The organism is Leeuwenhoekiella palythoae (genome assembly GCF_900130045.1).
In the GTDB taxonomy this organism is placed as follows: Bacteria; Bacteroidota; Bacteroidia; order Flavobacteriales; family Flavobacteriaceae; genus Leeuwenhoekiella; species Leeuwenhoekiella palythoae.
The window spans coordinates 74,253-96,846 of record NZ_FQXT01000005.1 but is presented as its reverse complement, the minus strand read 5'-3'; the positions used below and the strand labels follow the sequence as shown (position 1 = coordinate 96,846).

Below are 22,594 nucleotides of genomic sequence, written 5' to 3'. Positions count from 1 at the left end.
TGGTGCTGCTCAGAGAGCAATTACAAAGATGTATCTTTGCCAATTCAATCACAAACAATAGGCTTGCGGTATTTTATTGATATAGCATACGACGGTACTTCTTATCATGGCTGGCAACGGCAGCCTCAAAGCATCACCGTGCAGGAGGTTCTAGAAGAAGCGTTGACCACCTTGCTACGCAGTGAAGTTGCGGTGGTGGGTGCAGGACGCACAGACGCCGGAGTGCACGCCACACAGTTATTTGCTCATTTTGATTGGGAAGAAAAAATTTCTACTGAAGCGCTTCAGCATTTGCAATTTCGTTTAAATCGTTATTTACCCGAAGCTCTCGCGATTAATGCTGTGATTCCCGTTCAGCCCGTAGCACATGCACGATTTGATGCTGTTCGCCGAAGTTATGAGTATAAAATCCATACGACTAAGAATCCGTTTTTGGTCAATCAATCGTATTTCTTTGAGAAGTCGTTAGATGTTGATGCGATGAATGCTGCGACCCAACTGCTTTTAGGGAAACAAGATTTTAAATGCTTCAGCCGTTCAAAAACAGACGTTAAAACGTACATTTGCGAGATTACCGAAGCAGGTTGGACGCAAGATAACACAAACCTTAAGTTTACCATTTCGGCAGACCGTTTTCTGCGCAATATGGTCAGAGCGATTGTGGGAACCTTGCTTGAAATAGGGCAGGGCAAAATAAAGCCGGAAGCTTTAAAGATTATTATTGCCAGCAGGTCCCGTGCACAAGCCGGAGCCTCGGCACCGGCACACGGATTATATTTGACTGAAGTAGCCTACCCAAAAGAAATTTTTAAAATATATGGCGAGTAGTAAAGGAAATGCATTTGATTTTGGCTTGTTTAAAAAGCTGTTAAGCTATACGAAGCCCTATCAGGCACGCATGTATTTTGTCGCGATTTCAGCGATTTTGATCTCGATTTTTGCCGTGCTCAGACCCATTTACATCGAGTATGCGATGGATGAGGGGATGCAGCCTAAAGATATGGACAGTCTGATGTACTACATCGGGCTGAGCTTGTTAGTTCTTTTTGGAGAATCTATTTTTCAATTGCTGTTTATTTACTTTGCAAACTGGCTGGGGCAACAAGTGGTGCTTGATATTCGTACCAAGCTGTTCAAGCATATGATTTACTTCAAAATGCAGTATTATGATAAATCTGCAGTAGGTAGACTGGTGACCCGCGCCGTAAATGATATAGAAACCATTGCAAGTATTTTTAGCCAAGGGCTATTTATGATCATTAGTGATTTGCTGAAAATGCTGGTAATAGCCGGTGTGATGCTCTATAAAAGCTGGCAATTATCGCTAATTGTTTTTGCGATACTTCCTTTTATTCTATATGCTACACGGGTCTTTCAGCAGAAAATGAAAGTAGCTTTTGAAGAAGTGCGTACTCAGGTAGCAAACCTCAATTCGTTTGTGCAAGAGCGCGTAACCGGAATGAAAATCGTGCAGATTTTTTCACGCGAAGCAGTTGAGCGTAAGAAGTTTGACGAGATCAATAAAAAGCATATGACCGCGTGGAATAAAACCGTTTGGTACAATTCCATCTTTTTTCCAATTGCTGAAATGGTCACTTCAATAACCATTGGTTTACTGGTATGGTATGGCGGATTGCGTGCAGCTCAGAGTGATGTCATCACCATTGGTCTGGTAACGGCATTCATTCAGTTTTCGCAAATGCTGTTTACTCCTTTACGCCAAATCGCAGATAAGTTCAATACGCTGCAAATGGGAATGGTCGCTGCGAATAGAGTTTTTGGTATTTTAGATACTGATGCCCGAATAGAAGATAATGGAACACACTTGTTGTGTGGTATTAAAGGAGATCTGAGTTTTGAAAATGTGCGATTCAGTTATATTGACGGTGAAGAGGTTTTACGCGGAATTAATCTTGAAGTAAAGGCAGGGGAAACCGTAGCTATCGTGGGCTCTACAGGTGCCGGAAAATCTACAATCATCAATCTCTTAGGTAGGTTTTACGAGATTGACAGTGGAACAATTAAAATCGATGGTGTTGATATTAGTGATGTACAAGTGGCATCGCTACGTTCAGAAATTGCGGTGGTCTTACAAGATGTATTCTTATTTGCAGATTCTATTTTAAACAACATCACGCTTAATAATCCTGATATCACAGAAGAAGATGTAATCACTGCGGCTAAGGCCATTGGCGTAGACCAATTTATAAGCAGTTTGCCTAACGGCTATCATTATAATGTGAAAGAGCGCGGTGCGATGTTATCAAGTGGGCAACGCCAATTAATCGCCTTTTTAAGAGCGTATGTAAGTAACCCGAGTATTCTTGTTCTGGATGAGGCGACATCTTCAGTTGATTCAAATAGTGAATATTTGATTCAGAAAGCGATCAATAAGATCACTAAAGGGCGTACTTCTATAGTGATTGCGCACCGCCTTGCAACCATTAAAAAAGCTGACAAGATCATCGTGATGGAAAAAGGCCAGATCGTTGAAATGGGAAGTCACAAAGAGCTTTTACAAGTAGAGAACGGTCATTATCGCAAACTTCACGAAGTACAGTTTGCAGCAAATCAAGAACCGGCTTAAATTTTAGCAGACTGGGCGTTTTGCATGTTTTCTAACATTTCATCAATCATACCTAGTTTTACCATTACAATGCCGATTACTATTCCTAGTATGAGCAGTAGAACGCTTCCTATAAGTAGAAATAAGGAAGTTTTTAAAATCAGGCTTGCAGCGTTTAGGTTATATAGTCTTTTCAATACATATCCCGTATAGATAATATAGCCGAACATACCCACTAAACTAAAAAAGGAATATAGTGGAGCTGACCAGATGTTGAGTATGATTAAGGCATAGAAAATAATATTGATATGACTAAATGCATACAGGTAAATGACTACGTGCTCTAAGTAATTAAACTGTTTGTAATTCCAAAATACTATCCGGGAGATCAAAGCTAGTAGTGGAATGCTGATGATGCTCAATAAGCCTTGATACTCATTCATTCCTACAGTAATTTTTTTAGTAAGATCTACCTGAGCCTGATCTGAACCTGACGACAACGCCAACTGATCAAAAAGCGTATCTAGAAAATATTCTTTGATGACAAAGACATAGATACCGGCAATGGTAAGCGATAATGCAAAATAGCCAAAGGCAGAAATGTATCTTTTACGCACCCCATCAATATAACCGCCTATGACATCTTCCGGTTTTGTGAAAAGTGCTATAAACGTTTTAGGTAAAGCCCCGTCAATACTAAGAAATCGATCATTAAAATCTTCAAGAAGATTTTTTGTTGTGATTCGATTTTTAATGATTTTTGCTCCGCAACTCTCGCAAAAAGCGGCGTTAGGGGCTAAGTTTTTAAAGCAATTACGGCAATAGCTAACGACGACGAGCTTACCGTCAGAGGGTTTGGTTTCCATAAGAATTTAACTAAGATCCTTTCTCAAAATCTCAATAAGTTCGGTCAAGTTCTTAAACAAAACAAATTCGCCATCCTTTAAATAACTGATGTTGCCGGTTTCTTCACTGACCACAAGCGCAACTGCATCTGTTTTTTCAGTAATTCCTACTGCAGCCCGGTGGCGTAAACCAAAACGCAACGGGATGTTTCTTTCATTGGATACAGGCAAAATAGCCCGGGTGGCCACAATAGTATTGTCTTCGATGATCACAGCGCCGTCGTGTAAAGTTGAATTTTTAAAGAAAATACTTTCTAAAATAGGTCTGTTAACTTCAATATTCATTTGGTCGCCTGTTTGCTTCACAAAGTCTAAATGCGTGGTGCGCTGAATGACAATGAGAGCGCCGGTGCGAACTTTACCCATTTTATCGCAGGCATCTATGATCTCTTCTACTTTAGTTTTAGAAGAATCCTGGGCTTCGTCATGAAGAAATTTAAAGTGTTTGAGGATTCCGGTTTTTCTACCAATATTAGTAGAGCCTATCATCAGGAGAAACTTGCGTATTTCTTGTTGAAAAACAACAATGAGGGCAAACATTCCGGCACCAATAAACTGCCCAAGAATGGTACTCAACATTTCCATCTGAAGCAATTGTGTGATTTTCCACATTACCCAGATGATACAAATTCCTAAAAATATATTGATGGCGACGGTCCCCTTGACTAATTTATACAAGTAATAGAGCAGGGTGGCTACCAATAAAATATCGACGAGATCGAGTATTCTAAAATTTTCGAGAATGTCCAAATGTGCGCTGTTTTTTGTAAAAATAGGGCAAAATCTGCGTTTTTTTTAGTTAAACCTATGGAGATTCTAGAGGTACTCCAACATAAATTGATCAAGTAAAATTCAAATAACTAGAAAAATAGTTGGTTAACTAGTTTTTTCGTTATATGTTTGTTTTAAGATTTTAATTAAATTTTAGGTGCTTTTAATCAGTAGGTTATCTAAAGCTGACTTGATTAAACCAAAAATTATAGCCTTATGGAAAAATTGACCAATAAAGAAGAAGAGATTATGCACGTTCTATGGAAGCTGGAAAAAGCTTTTGTAAAAGAAGTGCAAGCCGGTTTAGAAGATGAAAATCTCCATTACAATACCGTTTCAACTATCGTGCGTAATCTGGAAGAGAAAGGCTATGTTGATCATAAGGCCTTTGGTAAAACGCATCAATATTTTCCCATAATAAGTAGAGAGGCGTACGGCAAGCGCTTTTGGAATGAAGCTACGCGACGTTTCTTTGACAGCTCTTATAAGAATATGGTTTCCTTCTTTGCCAAAGAGGAGAAAATCACAGCTGAAGAATTGCGTGAGATCTTAGAAATTATCGAAAACAAACAATAATATGGAACCACTTTTTTACTTATTTAAAGCAACAGCCATATTGAGTCTATTCTATCTGCTTTACACGCTGCTGTTGAAGCACGAAACTTTTTTTAAAACCAATAGGCATTATCTGGTTTTAGGTATTTTGGCATCATTTATTACCCCGCTTTTAATCTTAAAACGCACAATCTATAAGCCAATGCCGGCAATGGATTTTGATCTGTTAGCCAACGCCAACTATACCACGACAGTTGGAGAAGAAGTGGCCCCGGCATTTACTTTTTGGGAAGTGGCCTTTGCGATTTACCTCTTAGGTGTCTTGATAATGTTAGGCTCTTTTATTCTAAAACTTAGCAAAGTTGTCTTCTTTTTGCGTAATGCTAAAAAAACCAGTGCCGCGGGCCATCAATTTATTCAAATAGATGGTTTAGATGCGCCGTTTTCATTCTTTAATACTATAGTGATCGATGCACGTACGCACGAGCAAGAAGAGTTAGAGATGATCTTACTGCACGAGCAAGCACACGCTAAGCAGTACCATAGCTTAGATGTTTTACTAATACAGTTAACGTTGATTCTTCAGTGGTTTAATCCGCTTGCTTGGCTCTATAAAAGCGCAATTGTAGAAAATCTTGAATATTTGGCCGATGCTGCTACTGCCAGTCAGGTTACCAATCATAAACAGTACCAACTCGCATTGGTTAAAGTAGCTGCACCAAAATGGGCGCCGGCTTTGACCAATTCTTTTTATCAATCATTCATCAAAAAACGAATAGTTATGTTAAACAAGCAATCATCAAGCGAATTTAAAAAGTGGAAAATACTCCTGATTGTACCAGTACTTGGCGCGTTTATGTGGAGTTTTAATGTGAAAGAAGAAGTGAAATATCTGACTGAAGAAACTGCGATAAGTGCTTCGTCAACACCGGTGATGTATATTTCGCCTTCAAGCAATGATGCAGATCTCGCCGCAATCGAAAGCTATTTTAATACCGAAATTGACGATGTGGATCTACAGATCACTAATGTAAAGCGCAATACTCAAGCGCAACTTACAGGTTTTGCGATCGCAACCCGATTCAAAGGGCAAGCTGATTTTAAAAGAACGCTTGAGCTAACCAAACAGGATGATCTGAACAATATATTTAAGTACGCTATAAGTTATGATAAGCAGGAAATTATCATTGTTGATGTTAATGACGGGCAGCACAAAACCGTGATCGCTAAAGATGGAGTTAAGGGATATACTTTGAGTCCGCAAGTAAAAAATAGCTTAACGACTACGGGGAAACAGAATACAATGAATTTGCCAGAGATCATTGAAGATGCTCCTCAACCAGCACCGCAGAAAACACAAAAAGCGAGTGGTAAGCCTTTTAAAAAGATCATCACCCCAACAACGACAGAACGTGAGATTGAAGCCATTGCGAAGGCATTGGACGCTGAGTATAATGTTGCTATGCAGTTCTCTAGACTGAAGTATAACGATGCAGGAGAAATTTCTAGAATAAAAATTGAAATTCAAGATCGGGAAACCGGTAATAAAGCTTCCGCAAGTTATAATAGAGATGGAAATGCAATCGAACCAATTGCGGTCTATCGAAGTGCTGAACGTACTTTTGGAGTGGTCTCAGGACAAAATTCAATTGTGCAGCGCAGTGCGATGACCGCCGAAGCATTAGCTGAGCGAAAGGAAGAAATGCAAGCACGTATCGAGGAAATGGAAGCGCGCAGAGAAGAGATGCAGGCACGATTTAGTGATTCTACCGAAAGAAGAACAGAAATGAAAGCCAGAATGGAAGAACGCCGCGTAGCGATGCAAGAGCGAATGGAAGCTCGAAAAGCTGAAATGAAAGAACGTGAAGAAGCTATGCGCAGTAAAATGAGAGCGCGTATGAACTTTAAAGAGGACAGCGTTTTTATGGATAAAGAGCGTGTGATCAATGCTTCGGAGTTTAAAAATGCGACTAATAGAAAGTCGCAAATCATATATTACAGGGTTCGTCAACCACAGAACGTTTCAAATGTAATTTATGTTATTGATGGGAAAGTCATGGATGGAGAAGATTTTGACTTTAAATCAATAGATGTTAAGATTATAGATTCCATAAATATCCTTAAAGGAGAGGCACCTTTTAAAAAATATAAAAACTATGTTAATGAAGAAACTGAAGGAGTAATCGAAATTTTCACAAAGCAGAAAGAAAAATGATAGCCTAAACAATTTTCAATGCATTTTAGAATCCGGTGTGACTAGCAGTTGCACCGGATTTTTTTATGCGTGCGACCAAGAAATTTTACTCGGGTAAGGTGATTGAAAAAGATGAAATGCAATTTTTTTAGTGAAAAATGAACTTTTTAACCCTTCGGTATTTCAAAACCCTTAAAAAACAGCCTATAAAAGTTACAAGTGAATTGTACTTCGTGAATTTTAGTTAGTAATATCAACTTAATTGAAGGTGTTTTTATTTTAATTGAAAATAGAACTAATCTTTTTACTTACAATTCTGTATTCAATTGCATTAATACTTCGCGAAAACCTTGTAGATGTGCGTTTTACTTCCGTATTTGTGGTCAGATAAATGTTTAACAATCAAAAAATCAACATTATGGTCACTTTAATTTTAACAATCATTGAGACAGTTTTTGGATAATCACAAATTCGTCTTAACATATTCTGTAAGCGCGCACAGAATACTGTTAAAAGCCTAAATTTGAGTATACTGATTCTTTAATTTGTTAGCATTAAAACAGCATTATGAAAAAACGATTTTTTAAAACATTGGCTAAAATCAATAAGAAAGTGCTACCCAGTTTAACTAAGAAAGAAGTAGATCTTGCCAAAGCAAGCAAATTGCAATTGGCGCTTTTTGGTTACAAACTTTGGGTAACTAAAAATGCATTAGATTAATAGTGCATCAGGCTATGCAAGTGATATTGCTTTAATTTTGACCTTCCGTCAAGAAAACCTAATTCCATTAAAAAATTACACTGCACTACAGTTGCACCACACTGTTCTACAAGTTTACAAGCAGCGGCAGCAGTTCCGCCGGTAGCCAGCACATCGTCGTGAACCACTACATAATCTCCTGGTTGTATGGCTTCCTCCTGAATTTCTATACAATCTTCACCATATTCTAAGGCATATTTTTGCTGAAGAATAGCTCCTGGCAGCTTTCCCGGCTTTCTAATAGGCACAAAGCTTACTCCCATTTTTTGCGCTAAAGCCAAGCCAAATAAAAATCCTCTACTTTCTATACCCACAATCTTTGTAACATTGATATCGTGCAAGCCTTTTGCTAATAAATCTACAGCATAGTCGGTGGCTTTGGGAGAAGCCAGTAGCGGACAAATATCTTTAAATACGACTCCTTCTTTTGGAAAATCAGGAATGTCGTTGATGTATTTTTTTAAATTCATTTTTTAGCGAACTAGTATTACATATTAGGAGTTTAAAGATAAGCATTCTTATACGGCTGCTAGACGTGACTAGCGAGATTAAATGCGCTGTGGCTTGTATAGAAGAATAGGGCGGGTGACCTAGTAAAGTTTGTGGGAGGAGAGTTATTAGAATTAGAGCACGTACCTTTACAGAAATATTCTAAGGAACCTATGGAAACAATTTTAGTGGCACAGTTTTTTGCTGCCTTTTATGGATTTTTGGCTATCGTATTAGGGGCTTTTGGTGCTCACGCATTGAAGAAAAAATTCACCTCAGATCAAATGGCAAGCTTTGAGACCGGTGTGAAGTATCAAATGTATCACGCGATCGTATTGCTTGTTTTAAGCTTTAATTTGGGCTTCAATACACTTCATGAAGAATTGATCATCAATTGTTTTGTATTTGGTACTTTGTTGTTTTCATTTTCTATTTATGGTCTATGCATTACCGGTGCTTCAGGAAAGAAATGGCGATTTTTAGGTCCGATAACTCCTTTAGGAGGGTTGTTGTTAGCAGTGGGATGGCTGTTACTTCTGTATCATTTTATTGAAAATTTCCTATAAAAAAAAAGCCTCTCAAGAGGCCTTTTCACTCGAATATCGAGATGAATATTACTTGTATTTAAAATAACTGCCTCAGAAGTTTATCCTGAGGCAGGGTATTAAGTAGGTTTATCTATTAATTGTTATATAGATACAGCGAAGACGCTGAGGTAAGGGTATTATTTACTGAGGGAGCAATATTCCCGCTTGCGCTAAGCGCATTGCTAAACCCAAGAACGGCTCCGGTAGCAATGTCAGATACGAAAACAGTTTTGGTCTTGTGATCGTATGCTACATCAATAGGATTATTCATAAGAGTGCTTAATCCTTCAATAATATTCTGATCTGCAATGCTGATGCTTCCGCCGTCTGCAGTAGCTTCAATTACAGCGCTAAAGTCTTGAATCACATTTATACCGCCATCAAGAGCACCACCGGCAGCAAGACCAATATCAGTCATTACCAGTACGTCATCTGCGGCGCTGTAGGTAATTCCGTGGGTTCTCACGATTCCGCCTATACTTACGCGCTTGGTAGGCGTTAGTGCCCCATCCATTGTATTGCTGAAGAAATCTTCAAAAATTGCCAAGTCGCTTGTAGTATCTACCACTGCAAGTAAATCGCCGCCTTTAAATGTGATTCCCCAAACCGGGAAACCTGGATCAAAGGTATTCTCAAGAGTGAAAGAGCTTCCGTTATACGAATACACATAGAACATATTTGCAGGATTATCTGCTACTACGACCTTGTTACCATACACGGCGATCTCTCGGGAACTAGATGTTGGTAAATCTGCAGCAAATGCTGCCGTTGCGCTACCACCACTCATTAAGGTTGAAAAATCACTGTAGTATTGTAGTTCGCCTTCCGAGCGTGATCCTAATAAAAGCGCATCATCAAATGCATTATAATAAATACCTTCAGAGCTAGCAGAAGCACTGCTGATCATACTAACCATTGCTCCTGATCCATCATAAACGGTAATGGTTCCGTCAGCAGTAGAAGTAGTATATAAACGTGTAGTTTGATTCATTGAGCTCATCCCAACATTTCCATCGGTTTCATCACTTGAGAAATAAATAGAAGATGCGGTAGCAAGATCAATTTCTAAACTCGGACTAATATCACCACCATCGCCCCAATCTGTAAATCCTAGTATTTTACCATTACCAACTTCTGCAATATAAATCGCTCCGGTTTCAGAATCATAAGCTACATCAATAGGATTCCCCATCATTGTTGAAGATCCGGCAATGCGTGTTTGCATTCCTACCGGTAAAACTTCACCATCTGAAAGTGCATCAAATTTGGTCGAAAACTCACTGATTACGTGAAAACCACCATCATCTGTAGCATTTGAGGCAGCACCAATATCAGTCATAATCATCACATCGTTAGTACCATCATAGGTTAGCCCGTGTGTACGCACGATACCTTCAATAGTTACACGTTTTGAAGGGTACATCATACCATCCATCGCATTGACGATAAAGTCTGAATAAACAGCAAGATCGCTCGTAGTATCTACCACAGCATAAAGGTCGTTTCCTTTAAAGGCAATTCCCCAAACCGGGAACGGTACTTCTACAGTATAATACAGCGCAAAACTGTTTCCTACTTTGTAATACACAAAGAATTTATTTTCACCATTATCTGCAACTACATAATAGTCACCACTAACGGCCAACTCCCGTGGACTATTTAAATCTGTGAATGTGCTGAACGAAGCGTTGATACTTGCAGTTCCTAAGGTACTTGTACCGGCATACGCATCAAGCATCAATCCGGAGCGTGAGGCTTGTACTAATAGGTCAGATTCTGCATCGTAGTAAATTCCTTCTGCAGCTGTTGAAGTAGTGGTGTAGGTCACAATTGAGTCGCCAGAAACACTGTATTTTGTGATATTTCCGTCAGTGTTGTTGGTTACGTAAAGGTCTGCGCGTCTTCCCGGGTTAGATGCCATTTCACAAGGCATACAAGAACCGCCACAGTCAATGCCGGTCTCGTCACCATTCATAATTCCGTCACTACAAGTGGGTTCTTCAACCACAACAGGGGTCGCGTCATCATCATTATTACAGGCTATGAGCGTGCTCACGGCTATTGCAATAATGCTAAATTTTGTAAAAATTGTTTTCATAAATAGCTTAATTTGATTAGAAAAATTGAAAAATTATTAGTGTAATTCATCAATATTTACGGATGTATCAGCGCTTTAGGTTTTCTGAAAACTCACAAAATTTAGTTAAATGACTGTTAATAAAGTGGTTGTGTGCAGGCTTGGTAATTCTCTAGACAAGTAACGGTTTCAAATTTTGAATTCAGCCCATAAAGGATAATGATCAGAAATCATATAGGAAAGCGAACGCTTGCTGAGGTTTCTATTGCTGAGTGCAAAGGGAAGAAAATCATAATTACCCCCATTTATAAATTGCATCGTCAATTCTTTTTTAGTGGAGACATCACGAAACCACGCCAGCTGATCATAATATTTTGTTTCATTAAATATGGAGCGGGTCACTGATGGATCTTGAAGTTGGGGTGGTACGTAAAGCCCTTCTGACAAAAAGGATTGGTCTAATAAATCACCGCGAACATTGATATTGAAGTCACCTAAAACAATCATATCCTGGTGATAGGCATTGAGATTTGAGGTCCAATCTGCAAGCCATCCGGCAATCGCTTTGAGCTCAGGAATACGCGCAGCAGTGTTCTTTCCGTATAAGATATGCGCTGTAACGAGAATAAAGGTATGCTGATTACTTTTAAAACTCACCGCATACGGAGTACGTGCAAACTGCTTGCGCAATGCATCACCGTCAATGGCATTTAACTGCTCTTCAGGAACAACAAGTTCGCACGCCAAGCCTGATAATTGTACCCTGCGGGTGTCAAAAATATATGCAATACGCTCTCCATTTCCGGGTGCACCGGCAGTCACATCTGTAAGTATGAGAGACCAGTGATTGCCTAAATATTTTAAGGTATCGCGCAACGCACGTAAGTTGGACTTCACTTCTTGAATAGCGATGATGTCAAAACGCTTAAGAATTTCTGCAATACATAATAGACTATGTAAATCACGTTTAGGGCTGTCGCCATCCCCGCTATACCATTCACGTGTTAAATTGCCAAAGTGCCTAATATTCCACGTGGCGATGAGTAAATTCTGATCAAGCTTTTTTGAAGGAATCTTAGCTGCTAAATCTGTGGTTAGCGCATTGATGTTTTGCTGAATAGCTTCGGGCGGTGTATCTGATATGTTGGGCATAGTAAATAGATTTGCATCTAATTTACTAATTATCAGAACACTAAGAGTGTTTAAGAAGAAAAGCCCTGAGCACGTATGGCTCAGGGCTTCAAAATATATAATTAACGCTAAATCTAATTTTCAAATCTGATGGCGGCTAATCCAAATAAATAAATGAAAATCATTCTGTTAATTGTAACACTACCTAAAAGACGATGCTTTTAAGCGTACGTGACACAATTTATTTGAATTAATATTTATTTAACATCAGCGGTCTAGAACGGCCAGCTGTGCAAAGCCGAAGCACTATCCCAAAACATAAATTCTAACTGACTGGCAGTATAAAACGCGTGGTGCATACGCTCTTGTTGTTGTGCTGTGCAGGAAGCTGCAACACGGTCGCAAGCTGCAATAGCTTGCTCAACAAGAACACTAAATTCTTCCCCGGCATAGGTGTCAATCCATTTTTGATAGGGATTATTGTGCTCTTTTTGTTTTTCGTAGATCTCGTCACCTACTTTTTTGTAGATCCAAAAGCAAGGCAACACGGCTGCCATCGCAACTTCTACTTGCTCTAAGGCCGCGGTACTTTTTAAAAAGTGTGCATAATGATGCGAGGTAGGCCCTACAGGCCCTGACTTATCAATATGGAACTCCTTAAAAAACGATTCGTGTAGTGCATTTTCTACCACAATAGCACCTTCGGCAAAACGCGTAAAAGTGAGGATGTCTTCTACGTCGTGTGCTCGGGCAGCGATTAAAGCAAGCGCCCGGCCAAAGTTTTCCAAATAACTAGAATCTTGTAAAACGTAAAATTGAAACTGCTCTAAAGGTAGTGTGCCATCAGTTAATTGGGTGATAAATGGCATCTTTAAAATTTCAGAATATATGCCTTCTATGCGTTGCCAGCTCGCTTTACTCCAGCTCATATTTGATTAATTTTTGAGGATTGAAAAAATGATTGAGAGGCCCGTTACCTTGACCTATTTTGACGTCTTTAGCGTGATGAATAGCTTGATGCACATAGTCCTGACCTTTGGTCACGGCTTGTGAAAGGCTGTGTTTTTGAGCTAAATATGAAGCAATCGCCGAAGAAAGTGTACATCCCGAGCCGTGCATATTTTGCGTTTCAAATTTTTCAAATTCAAATTCGTGAACGCTTTGATCCTGATCAAAAAAGAATGAGGTCAGCAGATCAGTCTTTAAATGTCCACCTTTTAGAAGCACTGATTTGCAACCCAGTTTAAGGATTTTAGTTCCGGCGAGCCGCATATCATCAAGGCTTTCAACAGGCATATCAGCAAGAATAGCAGCTTCGTCCATATTGGGCGTGATCACATCGGCACGAGGGAAAAGTGATGTTACAATACTTTTTATGGTCGCATCTTCAATAAGTTTGTGACCGCTGGTCGCGACCATCACCGGATCAAAAACAACTGGAATATCCGGATATTCATTGAGTTTAGCAGCAATAACTTCAACCAATTCTGGCGTGTGAACCATTCCTATCTTTACAGCGCAAGGCGGAATATCTTCAAAAATAGAATCCAGTTGCTCTTTTACAACCGAAGTAGGAATACTAAAAATAGACTGAACTCCCGTAGTATTCTGTACCGGAAGCGCGGTAAGTACTGTGGTAGCGTAGCAACCTAATGCCGAAATACTTTTAAGATCAGCCTGAATGCCGGCACCTCCGCTTCCGTCAAATCCGGCAATGCTTAAAACCGTAGGATATTTATAGTACTTCATAATTAATTTGGTTTTACTGTGCGTGATTTCAGTCCTTTTTCAATCTCTAAGCGTAATTCTTTTGCAGCGCTTTTTGGATTTTTGGCAGCGCAAATCGCTGAAACTACCGCAATACAGTCCGCTCCGGCTTCAATAACTTTTTTGACGTTGGAAGCTTTCATATGACCAATGGCTACAAGCGATTTTTGAGTGCTCGCTCTGATTTTTTCAATGCCATCTAATCCCCAGGTTGTAATGGTGTCTGTTTTGGTTGCAGTGTCAAAAACGGGACTTATTCCTAAATAATCTGATGTATAGGTTTGCTCGTTATAAAGCTGCTCTAGATATTCAATAGAATAGCCTAGAATCCTGCAAGATTCCCAAGCTGTTCTTATTTTAGTTGGAGCAATATCTGAATTCCCCACGTGAATACCTGCTGCAGCGCTTTTTTGAGCCACCTCAAGATTATCGTTGATAATCAGCGGCACGTTATACGGCTGCAACACTTCTTTCAACTGCAGCGCTTTTTTTAAGAAGGCTTCGGTAGTATCGTTTTTTTCGCGCAGCTGAATAAGATCAACACCACCTTGAACTGCGGCTTCTGCAACTTCGAGAAAATTTCTGCCCTGGCACGCTTCTTCAGAAATCACTAAATAAAGACGGTATGGAAATGCACTTGCCATACTTAATCTAGAATTTTGACGGTGTTTATATACTCCTCTTTGGTGATCGAATGCAATTTATCAAGAAGATGCATTTGTAAACTTCCCGGGCCTTGTGAAGACTTGGCGGCAAGTTCCCCGGCGACTGCCATTAAAGAAGTAGCAGCAAGAGCGGCTTCTTTTTTATTAGGGATTACAGCAATGAACGCTGCAAGGATTGCCGTCGCAGAACACCCCATTCCGGTGATTTTAGTCATAAGCGCATCTCCGTTTTTAAGTTGATCAACACTTTCTTCAGAAACTACAATATCAACAGCACCTGATATCACGACTAAAGCGCCGTATTCTTTATTTAAAAATTGCGCAGCTTCAATGGCTTCCAGGCTAGAAGAAGTACTATCAACTCCTTTTGTGGCTGTGGTATTATGTTTTGCTAAAGCCAAAATTTCTGAAGCATTGCCTCTAATCGCTGTAGGTTTTAACGCCAGTAATTCGCTAAGTACTTCATCACGATACGCAGTAGCGCCGGCACCCACCGGATCTAAAATCCACGGTTTGTTATTTTGATTTGCGGCTGCAACCGCCAATATCATAGATTCTACCCAGTATTCATCAAGCGTGCCAATATTAATCACCAAAGCCTGGCAGATGGCTTGCATGCTTTGCATTTCTGGGTGTGCGTGGGCCATTATAGGGGAAGCGCCTACCGCAAGTAAGGCGTTTGCGGTGTTATTCATCACAACATAATTGGTGATATTTTGTACCAACGGAGCTTGCTCGCGAACACTGGTAATATTCTTAAAAAGTAACTCTTTCATAGATTGATTTTAAAAAGTTCAATGGCTATAGAGTTACTTCTAGAGTAGAAGTGCAATGTAGATACTTTTCCCTACGCTGGTCTCAACCAAACAGGTTCAAAGGGACTGTCTCAATTCTAGTTGCTAGAATACCCCTAAAGCCAAATCAAAGATAAATGTTCTGCACGGAATGCAGTAAAATAAGCGTGGATAATTAAGTTATGGCAAAGCCAAAAACTCATTTACCGGTTGGTTGTTTTCAAACTCAAAGAGTTTAGAATAATCCATAACATTTTGAATCTGGTCCAGTTTGCAGAGCAATGCTACCGCTTGGCACATTCCGTTGAACATCACTTCTTTTGAAGTGCGATCAACAGTAATTTCTGAACGTCTAGAAAGCGGAAGCGAATACCCGCAACCTTCTAAAAATGCTGCTTCGATCTGAAGTAATTCAAGAGGGGAGTAGCCCGCAAATCTTCTACCTAAAGATTGATGCACTTTACCCACATAGGTAAGTTTATTGCTTCCGTGGCCTTCCGTAAGGTGTTTCCAGCTGTCTGTATTATCCAGAATATTTCCTACAGCACAACTTTTACAACATTCAGGATTGAGGGTGTTGTTATGAAATGCTTTGTATAATTTTTGAATAGCGAGGTCAAATCGAGCGGTAGCGTGCATCATCTTTTTCTTTTTTATAAAGTTACGAAATTCAAAACGAAGCTTTACTATGCAAAATCATCAAAGCGTGGTTATCGAGATAGTTGCCTTTTTAAGCTGTTTGCCTGACACTTCAAGATTAAGGTTTCCGGGGTTTTTAGTGCTTTCTACAAGAACCACGAGTTTGCCGCTAAAAAGTTTCATCTGAGGCTCATAAAACGATGCTAAAGAAGTAGGATCACCGTTACAAACCGCTTTAAAATTACCTTTACCGGTAACTTTAAACTTCAATGCGTTTGTTGCAGTGGGGCAGGGGTTGCCGTTTTTGTCAACCACAGAAACCGTAACAAAGCTAAGGTCTTTTCCGTTTGCAGTGATGGTTTTTCGGTCCGCTTCCAAAATAATTTGATGAGGTTTTCCTGCAGTTGTGATCGTTTTTTCAGCAGCTTGCTTGCCATTTTTATCAAGCGCGACCACTTTTAGTGTACCGGGTTCATAGATAACATCATTCCACATCAGTCGATACCGTGTTTGCGGTGTAGAATCATTTTTGATACGAATTCCTTGGCTTTTTCCGTTTACAAAAAGCTCGGCGCGGTCATAACTGGTGTACACAAAAACCGGAGTTTTTTTGCCCTCGCGACCTTCCCAATTCCAATGAGGTAACATATGAAGCGTTTCATCTTCTGTATTCCAACGGCTGCGGTAGAGATAATACCTGTCTTTTGGGATTCCTGCAAGGTCGATCATCCCAAAATACGAACTTCGAGAAGGCCAGCTGGTGTCATAAGGCGTGGGTTCACCAAGATAGTCAAAACCGGTCCATACAAACTCCCCAATCACCCAAGGTTTGTCATCTTGCATCATAAAATCGGTCTCCGGAAGATTTGACCAGCTGCAATATTCAAGATCGTACGACGAACTCTGAAAATCAGGATATTCTTTCATACTCGCTTTTTCAACAGGGAATTTGTAAATGCCTCGCGAACTCACCGTTGAAGCAGTTTCTGAACCCAAAATAAAACCCTGCGGAAACTTTTCATAAGCTTCTTCATACAGATGAACGCGGTAGTTTAAGCCGGGAATATCCAGGATTGCGCCAAAACCAGATTCCATTGTAGCTTTTACCTGATCCATACCCACAGTAACGGGGCGTGTAGGATCTTCACGGTGAAAAATATTTTGCAACCATAAGGCACGCTTTACTCCGGCGCTTCCATATTGATCGGGCACCTCGTTACCGGTACTCCACATAACGATAGAAGGATGGTTACGCGTAGCGCGCACCAGATTTACCACATCTTTTTCGGCGTAGTCATCAAAAAACCGATTGTAGCCATTTTTTACTTTAGGTTTTTTCCATTCGTCAAAGCTTTCCGCCAGAAATAAAAAACCCATTTCATCTGCTAATTCCAGTTGCTCAAATGAAGGCATATTATGCGCACTGCGAATGGCGCTACATCCCAAATCTTTTAAAATTTGCATTTGCCTGCGCAGCGCCGCTTTGTTGACGGCAGTGCCTAAAGGTCCTAAATCGTGATGCAAGCAAACGCCTTTAAATTTGCGGGTTTCTCCATTGAGCTGAAAACCGTTTTCTGCGGAATAATTGATAGATCGAATACCAAATTTTGTAGCAACTTCATCCTTAAGATCGTCACCAGAATACAGCTGCGTTACGACTTTATAGAGGTATGGATTTTCAGGACTCCATAAACTGGGCTTCACAACTTTTAAATTCTGGTCAAATTGCTGATCATAAGATACCGGTGTTTGCTGCTGAGCTACAACTAGATTTTGAGCGTCATAGATGGTCGTTTTTAGACTAAGATTTTTACTGCTAAAATTCGTTTTTATATTGACTTTAGCCACTTCCTGAGTAACAACCGGAGTCGTTATGGTAGTTCCCCATTGGTCTATACTTGCAGGGTCTTTGATGATTAAGCTCACAGGTCTGTACAAGCCCGCACCGGGATACCAACGCGATGAAAATTCGGCGTTAGAAAGTTTTACAGCGAGCGTATTTTGACCTTCTAGAAGTGCGTCGCTGATATTAAAGTAAAAGTAGGCATAGCCGTAAGCCCATTCGCCAATTTTTTTACCATTGAGATACACCTCAGGTTCGCTCATAGCCCCTTCAAAAAGGAGAAGAACCTTTTTGTTAAGATCTGCTGCATCAATATTAAAATTCTTTCTGTACCAACCTGTACCGGTAAAAGGTAAGGCTCCGGTGCGCCCGGTTTTTTCGGTGGGTATGGTCTCTCCGTTTTGAGTAATGGCAACGGTTTGCTTGTCAATCTCTTTGTCAAAAGGGCCATAAATCGCCCAGTCGTGAGGTACTGAAACTGTTTGCCACTGTGCATCATCAAAATCGCTAGTTTCTGCATTAGTGGCTTCTCCCTTATGAAATTTCCAATCTTCCTCTAAGGTCACCACGCGCCGTGTTTGTTGAGCTGAAAGCGTGAAAGTGAAAAGAAGTACTACGTGAACTAAGGTATTTTTGAGCATAATCTGGTGTTTGAAAAACTAGGCTCTAAAAATAGAAATAATTAAATGTAATAAATACGTTTTATTTGAATTCTTATGGAAACATATCACAACGGCATGCGTACCATTGTTTCGAAAAACTTTCCAACTCATCAAGGTATTTGTGAATGGCGCTTGTACCTTCAACCGATTTGTCGCTGTCTAGAAGAATAGGCGTCGTTGCCTCTGCAGTTATTGTGATTTTAGAAGGAATGAGTATTTGCTCTATTCGATCAATCAACAATTTGTAGTCTGTGGTATTTGTGATTTGAAGCTCTAGCATAATGATTTGTTCTAGGCTTTTAGTCGAAAGAAAAAGCAAAACCTTAAGTAATTGATGCAATCGATTTCGCAGCCTTGTTTATTTTGGGTATTTTTAGTCAATTCAGTTTAAAGTAATCTTTTTTCCAATGCGTATTTACTATTTCCTATTTGTCCTCTTTTTAAGTTTTAATGCGTGCTGTTTTGCTCAGGATAGTCATTTTACCCAGATACAGCAGATAGAAGAATCTATAGAAACGCCTAATATTCCAGAAAGGACGATTAATGTGTTAGACTATGGCGTTAAGGCAGATGATGCTAAAAATGATAAGCCGGGATTTGATAAGGCTATTGCTGCTTTGGTTAAAGCAGGAGGCGGTATTTTAAAAGTTCCTAAAGGAAGCTATTTGCTGAAAGGACCTATTCATTTAAAAAGCAAAATCAATCTACACCTTGAGGCTGGGGCAGTTCTTAATTTTAGTGATACTCCTAGTGACTATCCTTTAGTCGCAACCAGTTGGGAAGGCACGTTTATTTATAACTACAGTCCGTTAATTTATGCGTACCAGGCAGAGGATCTAGCGATCACCGGTAGCGGCAAGATTAATGGCAATGGTGACGGAATTTGGGCTACTTATAAAATTCGAGAAGAAGCAGATAAGCTAGCCTCCCGAAAAATGAATCAACAGCAAACGGCGGTAACATCACGAAGATTTGGAAACGGACATTTCTTACGGCCGCAATTGGTGCAGTTTTTTGATTCAAAACGCATTCTAATTGAAGGTGTCCGGTTTGAAAATTCGCCTTTTTGGTGCGTACATCTTTTGCGTTCTAATAACATAACTATTGACGGAATCTCTTATGATTCTCAAAATAAAAATAACGACGGTATTGACTTAGAGTACGCCAGTAATGTGGTGATAAAGAATGTAGTTTTTAATAATAGTGATGATAATGTTGCTATAAAAGCCGGGCGAGATACCGAAGGTCGCGCAAATGCCGCAACACCTTCTGAACGTATTGTTGTACGCGATTGTAAATTTAAAGGACTGCACGCGATTGTGATAGGAAGTGAGATGTCTGCCGGGGTTCGTGATGTTTATGTATATAATAACGAAGCTTGGGGCTATCTCAAACGAGGAGTTTATTTTAAAACCAATTCAGATCGTGGTGGGTATATCAGAAATATAAATATTAGTAACAATACGTTTAAAAGGGTAGAGGATGCCATTTTTATGACGGCCAACTATCACGGTGAAGGCAGCGGAAAGCATATCTCTAAAATATCTAAGATCCTTTTAAAAAATCTATATTTTGATCAGGCAGAAAATTTTGGTATTGTGTTAGAAGGCTATCCTAAGCAACCTATTTCAGATATTCGGTTAGAAAATATTCAAATTACTAAGGCTAAAAATGCACTTACTATAAGAGATACTGAAGGAGTTCAGTTTAAAAATATTCAGATCGGGGAAGCGGCGGGAACACCATCTTCGGTTAAATAAAAAAGCCACTCAATTATTGAGTGGCTTTCCTTTTGTGACCTCGGCAGGATTCAAACCTGCAACCTTCTGAGCCGTAATCAGATGCGCTATTCAGTTGCGCCACGAGGCCTTTTTATCTGCAAAATAATAACCATTGGTTATCTCATTTTGCGGGTGCAAATATAAACCTTTTTTGGAGTTCTGCAAACATTAAAATAAAAAAAGCCGTTTTGGTGAGAAACGGCTTTAAAATTGGCTAATTAATCTCTAGTACATATTGTTTAATGCAGTGATGTCATTGGCATTAAATTCCCCATCTTCACTAGCGCTAAAACAAGCGAGCATTACAGAGGTAGGATCGTAACCTGTAGGAGTTCCTGCCACGTGGTTGGTGTCACCACCTTCATTTACGTTTTGTCCACAACTTTGTCTGCTAAACCAGTCTGTATGTCTAAATCCAACCGAGTGACCAATCTCGTGGGTAATAACGTGCTCTACCACATTGGTGTCATAATTGGTAAGACCATAAATCTGAACAAATTTGTAAGGCAAACCATTACTTGGGAATCCTGCGCTACCGCCGGCACCATTAGGATTGTTGACCGTGTTGTTGTAAACGACCATATCTTTATCCTGATAGTTAGTGCCAAAAGTCAAATTAAAACTGATACTTACGCCACTTAGGCGATTGTAGTTGTCTACCGCCCATTGCAAAGCCGTACGTTCTTTTTGACTTAACGCCTGACTTCCGCCGGTATAACCAATGATAGAGATCGTTCTACCTTGACTTACTAAAGATGAAGTACGATACTGTTTAGAGTCGCCTTTTCCTGATTTTGATTCTTCAACGTTAGCGGCCATTGCAGAAAGTTCTTCAGGAGTAATGATGACATCTTCCTCTAAAAAAAGGCGAGGTTCAGAAGAGCCGTCAGGAAAATAAAAGTCATCCCAACGTACATAATTGGTGTTCATCCCCAAGTCTTCAACTTGCTGGATGATGGCTTGAGAAACCTCGAGATTTGCTGTTGGTTCAGCAGTTGCTGTCGAGGTTTCTTCAACATCTTCAGAACAAGATGTAAGTGCCAGAGAAATTCCTAGGCTTAACAAGCCTACTTTTTTAAATGTTTCTGATAACATATAATAATAGTTAGTGTTAATAATACTTGTAAATTATTATAATTATTCAGAATAGCAAACACTTAAACGTTAAAAATAAAACTTTTAACGATTTTAAATCATTTAGGATAAAATGTTATGTAAGAAAAAAGCCTCTAAAATAGAGGCTTTGAAACTGTTTTATGTGCGAAGTATTTAAATAATTTCAGCGCTTAAACCTGCATCTAATAATGCAGAACATCTGGGCTCAAGATCATCATAGCTGCCGGTTTTTACGGTGCATTTACCCTTGTAATGAACTATTAAGGAACATTGCTCTGCCTGAATAGGTGTGTGATCACAAACCTGTATTAAGGTGTCTATTACGTGATCAAAAGTATTTACATCGTCGTTATATACTACGATCTCATTATTTCTATCTACTGCCTCGAGGATATCAACTTCTTCTTGTACCTTCTCTCTTGTGCTCATGGTGTAAAAAACTTAGGTTCAGGGAATTAATTTTTTACAAATTTACACGCTACCCAGTTATTTTTTTCAAAATTCATGATAAAATTTAAACCGTGCTGATTACACACATTAGTAATCGCAGGAATGTCTTGCGTATAAAATCCACTTAAAAGAAGAATTCCTTCGTGATTCAGACATTTAGCATACGTAGGAATATCCTGTAAAAGAATGTTGCGATTGATGTTAGCGATTATCAAATCATAATGCGTATCGCCTAGCATCGTCGCATCACCTTCGTAAGCCTTAATGAAATCTACATCATTTCGGGACTTATTTTCAACTGTGTTTTCAAAACACCAAGGATCAATATCAATAGCATCAACTGGTTTTGCACCCTTAAGGGCAGCAAAAATTGCCAGAATACCAGTGCCGCAACCCATATCGAGTGTGCTTTTTCCTTTGACATCTATTTTAATAAGATGCTTGATCATCAAATGGGTGGTCTCGTGATGCCCGGTGCCAAAAGACATTTTAGGCTCGATCACGATATCATATTCCATATCAGGTTTAGGGTGAAAAGGAGCCCGCACAGAGCAAATACCATCTACTTCAATGGGTTCAAAGTTCTTCTCCCATTCTTCATTCCAATTCACCGGTTCAATGGTGTTAATGGAATAAGTGATTTCAAATTCAGGATTGTTAAGAATAAAGACTTCGTCGAGTAAATTTTCTTTATCTAAAGAAGCGAGGATGTATGCTTTTACACCCTCGTCTGTCTCATCAAAACTTTCAAAGTCAAGTTGGCTCAACTCTGCAATGAGTATTTCGGCACCGGGATTTACCGGATTGACCTTAAACTCATATTCAGCATATACCTCTGCCATA

22 protein-coding genes, 1 tRNA gene and 1 riboswitch are annotated in these 22,594 nt (G+C 39.6%); of the genes, 7 read left to right on the top strand and 16 right to left on the bottom strand.

What is annotated here, in order from left to right:
* Positions 1-36 precede the first annotated feature (36 nt).
* On the top strand, positions 37-828 hold the full coding sequence (gene truA / locus BUA96_RS13685; protein WP_084673172.1) for a tRNA pseudouridine(38-40) synthase TruA: 792 nt from the start codon (positions 37-39) through the stop codon (positions 826-828).
* Positions 818-2,587 carry an ABC transporter ATP-binding protein gene (locus BUA96_RS13680; RefSeq protein WP_072983994.1) on the top strand — a complete coding sequence of 590 codons (1,770 nt, stop codon included), beginning with the start codon at positions 818-820 and terminating at the stop codon, positions 2,585-2,587. The genes truA and BUA96_RS13680 overlap by 11 nt, the downstream gene beginning before the upstream one ends.
* Here BUA96_RS13680 and BUA96_RS13675 read toward each other — a convergent pair.
* The gene (locus BUA96_RS13675) at positions 2,584-3,432 is read right to left on the bottom strand and encodes a DUF3667 domain-containing protein (protein ID WP_072983993.1); all 849 of its coding nucleotides are present in this window, start codon (positions 3,430-3,432) and stop codon (positions 2,584-2,586) included. The two genes, BUA96_RS13680 and BUA96_RS13675, sit on opposite strands and share 4 nt — an antisense overlap.
* Positions 3,433-3,438: 6 nt before the next feature.
* Positions 3,439-4,221, bottom strand: coding sequence for a diadenylate cyclase CdaA (gene cdaA / locus BUA96_RS13670; protein WP_072983992.1), 783 nt, complete (start codon positions 4,219-4,221; stop codon positions 3,439-3,441).
* Between the two features lie 237 nt (positions 4,222-4,458).
* On the opposite strand from cdaA, the gene BUA96_RS13665 reads away from it, so the two are divergent.
* The 3 genes from BUA96_RS13665 (at position 4,459) to BUA96_RS13655 (ending at position 7,711) form a co-directional block, all read left to right on the top strand.
* Complete coding sequence (locus BUA96_RS13665) at positions 4,459-4,818, top strand: BlaI/MecI/CopY family transcriptional regulator (protein WP_072983991.1); 360 nt, start codon at positions 4,459-4,461, stop codon at positions 4,816-4,818.
* 1 nt (position 4,819) lies between these two features.
* Positions 4,820-7,012 carry a M56 family metallopeptidase gene (locus BUA96_RS13660; protein ID WP_072983990.1) on the top strand — a complete coding sequence of 731 codons (2,193 nt, stop codon included), beginning with the start codon at positions 4,820-4,822 and terminating at the stop codon, positions 7,010-7,012.
* Between the two features lie 546 nt (positions 7,013-7,558).
* A complete protein-coding gene (locus tag BUA96_RS13655) occupies positions 7,559-7,711 on the top strand; it encodes an SsrA-binding protein (RefSeq protein WP_072983989.1) in 153 nt (50 codons plus the stop codon).
* Here BUA96_RS13655 and BUA96_RS13650 read toward each other — a convergent pair.
* The gene (locus BUA96_RS13650) at positions 7,708-8,220 is read right to left on the bottom strand and encodes an adenine phosphoribosyltransferase (protein WP_072983988.1); all 513 of its coding nucleotides are present in this window, start codon (positions 8,218-8,220) and stop codon (positions 7,708-7,710) included. The two genes, BUA96_RS13655 and BUA96_RS13650, sit on opposite strands and share 4 nt — an antisense overlap.
* Before the next feature lie 192 nt (positions 8,221-8,412).
* Here BUA96_RS13650 and BUA96_RS13645 point away from each other — a divergent pair, with 192 nt between their 5' ends.
* The gene (locus BUA96_RS13645; RefSeq protein WP_072984396.1) at positions 8,413-8,805 is read left to right on the top strand and encodes a DUF423 domain-containing protein; all 393 of its coding nucleotides are present in this window, start codon (positions 8,413-8,415) and stop codon (positions 8,803-8,805) included.
* 115 nt (positions 8,806-8,920) lie between these two features.
* Here the strand turns inward: BUA96_RS13645 and BUA96_RS13640 are convergent, their stop codons facing one another.
* The 9 genes from BUA96_RS13640 to BUA96_RS13600 all read right to left on the bottom strand — a co-directional run bounded on the left by BUA96_RS13640 (position 8,921) and on the right by BUA96_RS13600 (position 18,684).
* Positions 8,921-10,924, bottom strand: a complete 2,004-nt coding sequence (locus tag BUA96_RS13640) for a hypothetical protein (protein WP_072983987.1) — start codon at positions 10,922-10,924, stop codon at positions 8,921-8,923.
* A gap of 168 nt (positions 10,925-11,092) precedes the next feature.
* Positions 11,093-12,055, bottom strand: coding sequence for an endonuclease/exonuclease/phosphatase family protein (locus BUA96_RS13635; protein WP_072983986.1), 963 nt, complete (start codon positions 12,053-12,055; stop codon positions 11,093-11,095).
* 254 nt (positions 12,056-12,309) lie between these two features.
* Entirely contained in the window at positions 12,310-12,963 is a 654-nt protein-coding gene (tenA, locus tag BUA96_RS13630; RefSeq protein ID WP_072983985.1) for a thiaminase II, read from the bottom strand.
* Positions 12,950-13,783, bottom strand: a complete 834-nt coding sequence (thiD, locus tag BUA96_RS13625; protein WP_072983984.1) for a bifunctional hydroxymethylpyrimidine kinase/phosphomethylpyrimidine kinase — start codon at positions 13,781-13,783, stop codon at positions 12,950-12,952. Before thiD ends, tenA begins: the two co-directional genes overlap by 14 nt.
* A 2-nt stretch (positions 13,784-13,785) precedes the next feature.
* Positions 13,786-14,445 (bottom strand): thiamine phosphate synthase, encoded by a 660-nt coding sequence (thiE, locus tag BUA96_RS13620; protein ID WP_072983983.1) that lies wholly within the window; start codon positions 14,443-14,445, stop codon positions 13,786-13,788.
* Positions 14,446-14,447: 2 nt separating this feature from the next.
* Entirely contained in the window at positions 14,448-15,242 is a 795-nt protein-coding gene (gene thiM / locus BUA96_RS13615) for a hydroxyethylthiazole kinase (protein ID WP_072983982.1), read from the bottom strand.
* Between the two features lie 51 nt (positions 15,243-15,293).
* Positions 15,294-15,388, bottom strand: a riboswitch (TPP riboswitch).
* Between the two features lie 52 nt (positions 15,389-15,440).
* Positions 15,441-15,899, bottom strand: coding sequence for a Na(+)-translocating NADH-quinone reductase subunit F (locus tag BUA96_RS13610; protein ID WP_072984394.1), 459 nt, complete (start codon positions 15,897-15,899; stop codon positions 15,441-15,443).
* A 60-nt stretch (positions 15,900-15,959) separates the two neighbouring features.
* Positions 15,960-18,383 carry a DUF4982 domain-containing protein gene (locus BUA96_RS13605; RefSeq protein WP_072983981.1) on the bottom strand — a complete coding sequence of 808 codons (2,424 nt, stop codon included), beginning with the start codon at positions 18,381-18,383 and terminating at the stop codon, positions 15,960-15,962.
* A 73-nt stretch (positions 18,384-18,456) separates the two neighbouring features.
* On the bottom strand, positions 18,457-18,684 hold the full coding sequence (locus BUA96_RS13600) for a hypothetical protein (protein ID WP_128755732.1): 228 nt from the start codon (positions 18,682-18,684) through the stop codon (positions 18,457-18,459).
* Positions 18,685-18,811: 127 nt separating this feature from the next.
* On the opposite strand from BUA96_RS13600, the gene BUA96_RS13595 reads away from it, so the two are divergent.
* Complete coding sequence (locus BUA96_RS13595) at positions 18,812-20,164, top strand: glycoside hydrolase family 28 protein (RefSeq protein ID WP_072983979.1); 1,353 nt, start codon at positions 18,812-18,814, stop codon at positions 20,162-20,164.
* Positions 20,165-20,199: 35 nt separating this feature from the next.
* Here the strand turns inward: BUA96_RS13595 and BUA96_RS13590 are convergent.
* From BUA96_RS13590 to prmA, 4 genes are all read right to left on the bottom strand, one after another.
* Positions 20,200-20,273 (bottom strand) — tRNA-Arg (locus BUA96_RS13590).
* 137 nt (positions 20,274-20,410) lie between these two features.
* Positions 20,411-21,280, bottom strand: a complete 870-nt coding sequence (locus BUA96_RS13585; protein WP_072983978.1) for a M57 family metalloprotease — start codon at positions 21,278-21,280, stop codon at positions 20,411-20,413.
* A gap of 174 nt (positions 21,281-21,454) precedes the next feature.
* Positions 21,455-21,730 carry an ATP-dependent Clp protease adaptor ClpS gene (locus BUA96_RS13580; protein ID WP_072983977.1) on the bottom strand — a complete coding sequence of 92 codons (276 nt, stop codon included), beginning with the start codon at positions 21,728-21,730 and terminating at the stop codon, positions 21,455-21,457.
* Positions 21,731-21,756: 26 nt separating this feature from the next.
* Positions 21,757-22,593: a 50S ribosomal protein L11 methyltransferase gene (gene prmA / locus BUA96_RS13575; RefSeq protein ID WP_072983976.1), complete on the bottom strand. Its 837-nt coding sequence runs from the start codon at positions 22,591-22,593 to the stop codon at positions 21,757-21,759.
* Position 22,594: the final 1 nt, after the last annotated feature.

Coding starts and splice junctions, on each gene's coding strand:
- thiE (WP_072983983.1), bottom strand. CDS start 14,445: ATGGCAAGTGCATTTCCATACCGTCTTTATTTAGTGATTTCTGAAGAA.
- BUA96_RS13650 (WP_072983988.1), bottom strand. CDS start 8,220: ATGAATTTAAAAAAATACATCAACGACATTCCTGATTTTCCAAAAGAA.
- tenA (WP_072983985.1), bottom strand. CDS start 12,963: ATGAGCTGGAGTAAAGCGAGCTGGCAACGCATAGAAGGCATATATTCT.
- prmA (WP_072983976.1), bottom strand. CDS start 22,593: ATGGCAGAGGTATATGCTGAATATGAGTTTAAGGTCAATCCGGTAAAT.
- BUA96_RS13660 (WP_072983990.1), top strand. CDS start 4,820: ATGGAACCACTTTTTTACTTATTTAAAGCAACAGCCATATTGAGTCTA.
- BUA96_RS13610 (WP_072984394.1), bottom strand. CDS start 15,899: ATGCACGCTACCGCTCGATTTGACCTCGCTATTCAAAAATTATACAAA.
- BUA96_RS13680 (WP_072983994.1), top strand. CDS start 818: ATGGCGAGTAGTAAAGGAAATGCATTTGATTTTGGCTTGTTTAAAAAG.
- BUA96_RS13665 (WP_072983991.1), top strand. CDS start 4,459: ATGGAAAAATTGACCAATAAAGAAGAAGAGATTATGCACGTTCTATGG.
- BUA96_RS13605 (WP_072983981.1), bottom strand. CDS start 18,383: ATGCTCAAAAATACCTTAGTTCACGTAGTACTTCTTTTCACTTTCACG.
- BUA96_RS13595 (WP_072983979.1), top strand. CDS start 18,812: ATGCGTATTTACTATTTCCTATTTGTCCTCTTTTTAAGTTTTAATGCG.
- thiM (WP_072983982.1), bottom strand. CDS start 15,242: ATGAAAGAGTTACTTTTTAAGAATATTACCAGTGTTCGCGAGCAAGCT.
- BUA96_RS13580 (WP_072983977.1), bottom strand. CDS start 21,730: ATGAGCACAAGAGAGAAGGTACAAGAAGAAGTTGATATCCTCGAGGCA.
- BUA96_RS13635 (WP_072983986.1), bottom strand. CDS start 12,055: ATGCCCAACATATCAGATACACCGCCCGAAGCTATTCAGCAAAACATC.
- BUA96_RS13655 (WP_072983989.1), top strand. CDS start 7,559: ATGAAAAAACGATTTTTTAAAACATTGGCTAAAATCAATAAGAAAGTG.
- BUA96_RS13640 (WP_072983987.1), bottom strand. CDS start 10,924: ATGAAAACAATTTTTACAAAATTTAGCATTATTGCAATAGCCGTGAGC.
- BUA96_RS13645 (WP_072984396.1), top strand. CDS start 8,413: ATGGAAACAATTTTAGTGGCACAGTTTTTTGCTGCCTTTTATGGATTT.
- BUA96_RS13585 (WP_072983978.1), bottom strand. CDS start 21,280: ATGTTATCAGAAACATTTAAAAAAGTAGGCTTGTTAAGCCTAGGAATT.
- BUA96_RS13675 (WP_072983993.1), bottom strand. CDS start 3,432: ATGGAAACCAAACCCTCTGACGGTAAGCTCGTCGTCGTTAGCTATTGC.
- BUA96_RS13600 (WP_128755732.1), bottom strand. CDS start 18,684: ATGCTAGAGCTTCAAATCACAAATACCACAGACTACAAATTGTTGATT.
- thiD (WP_072983984.1), bottom strand. CDS start 13,783: ATGAAGTACTATAAATATCCTACGGTTTTAAGCATTGCCGGATTTGAC.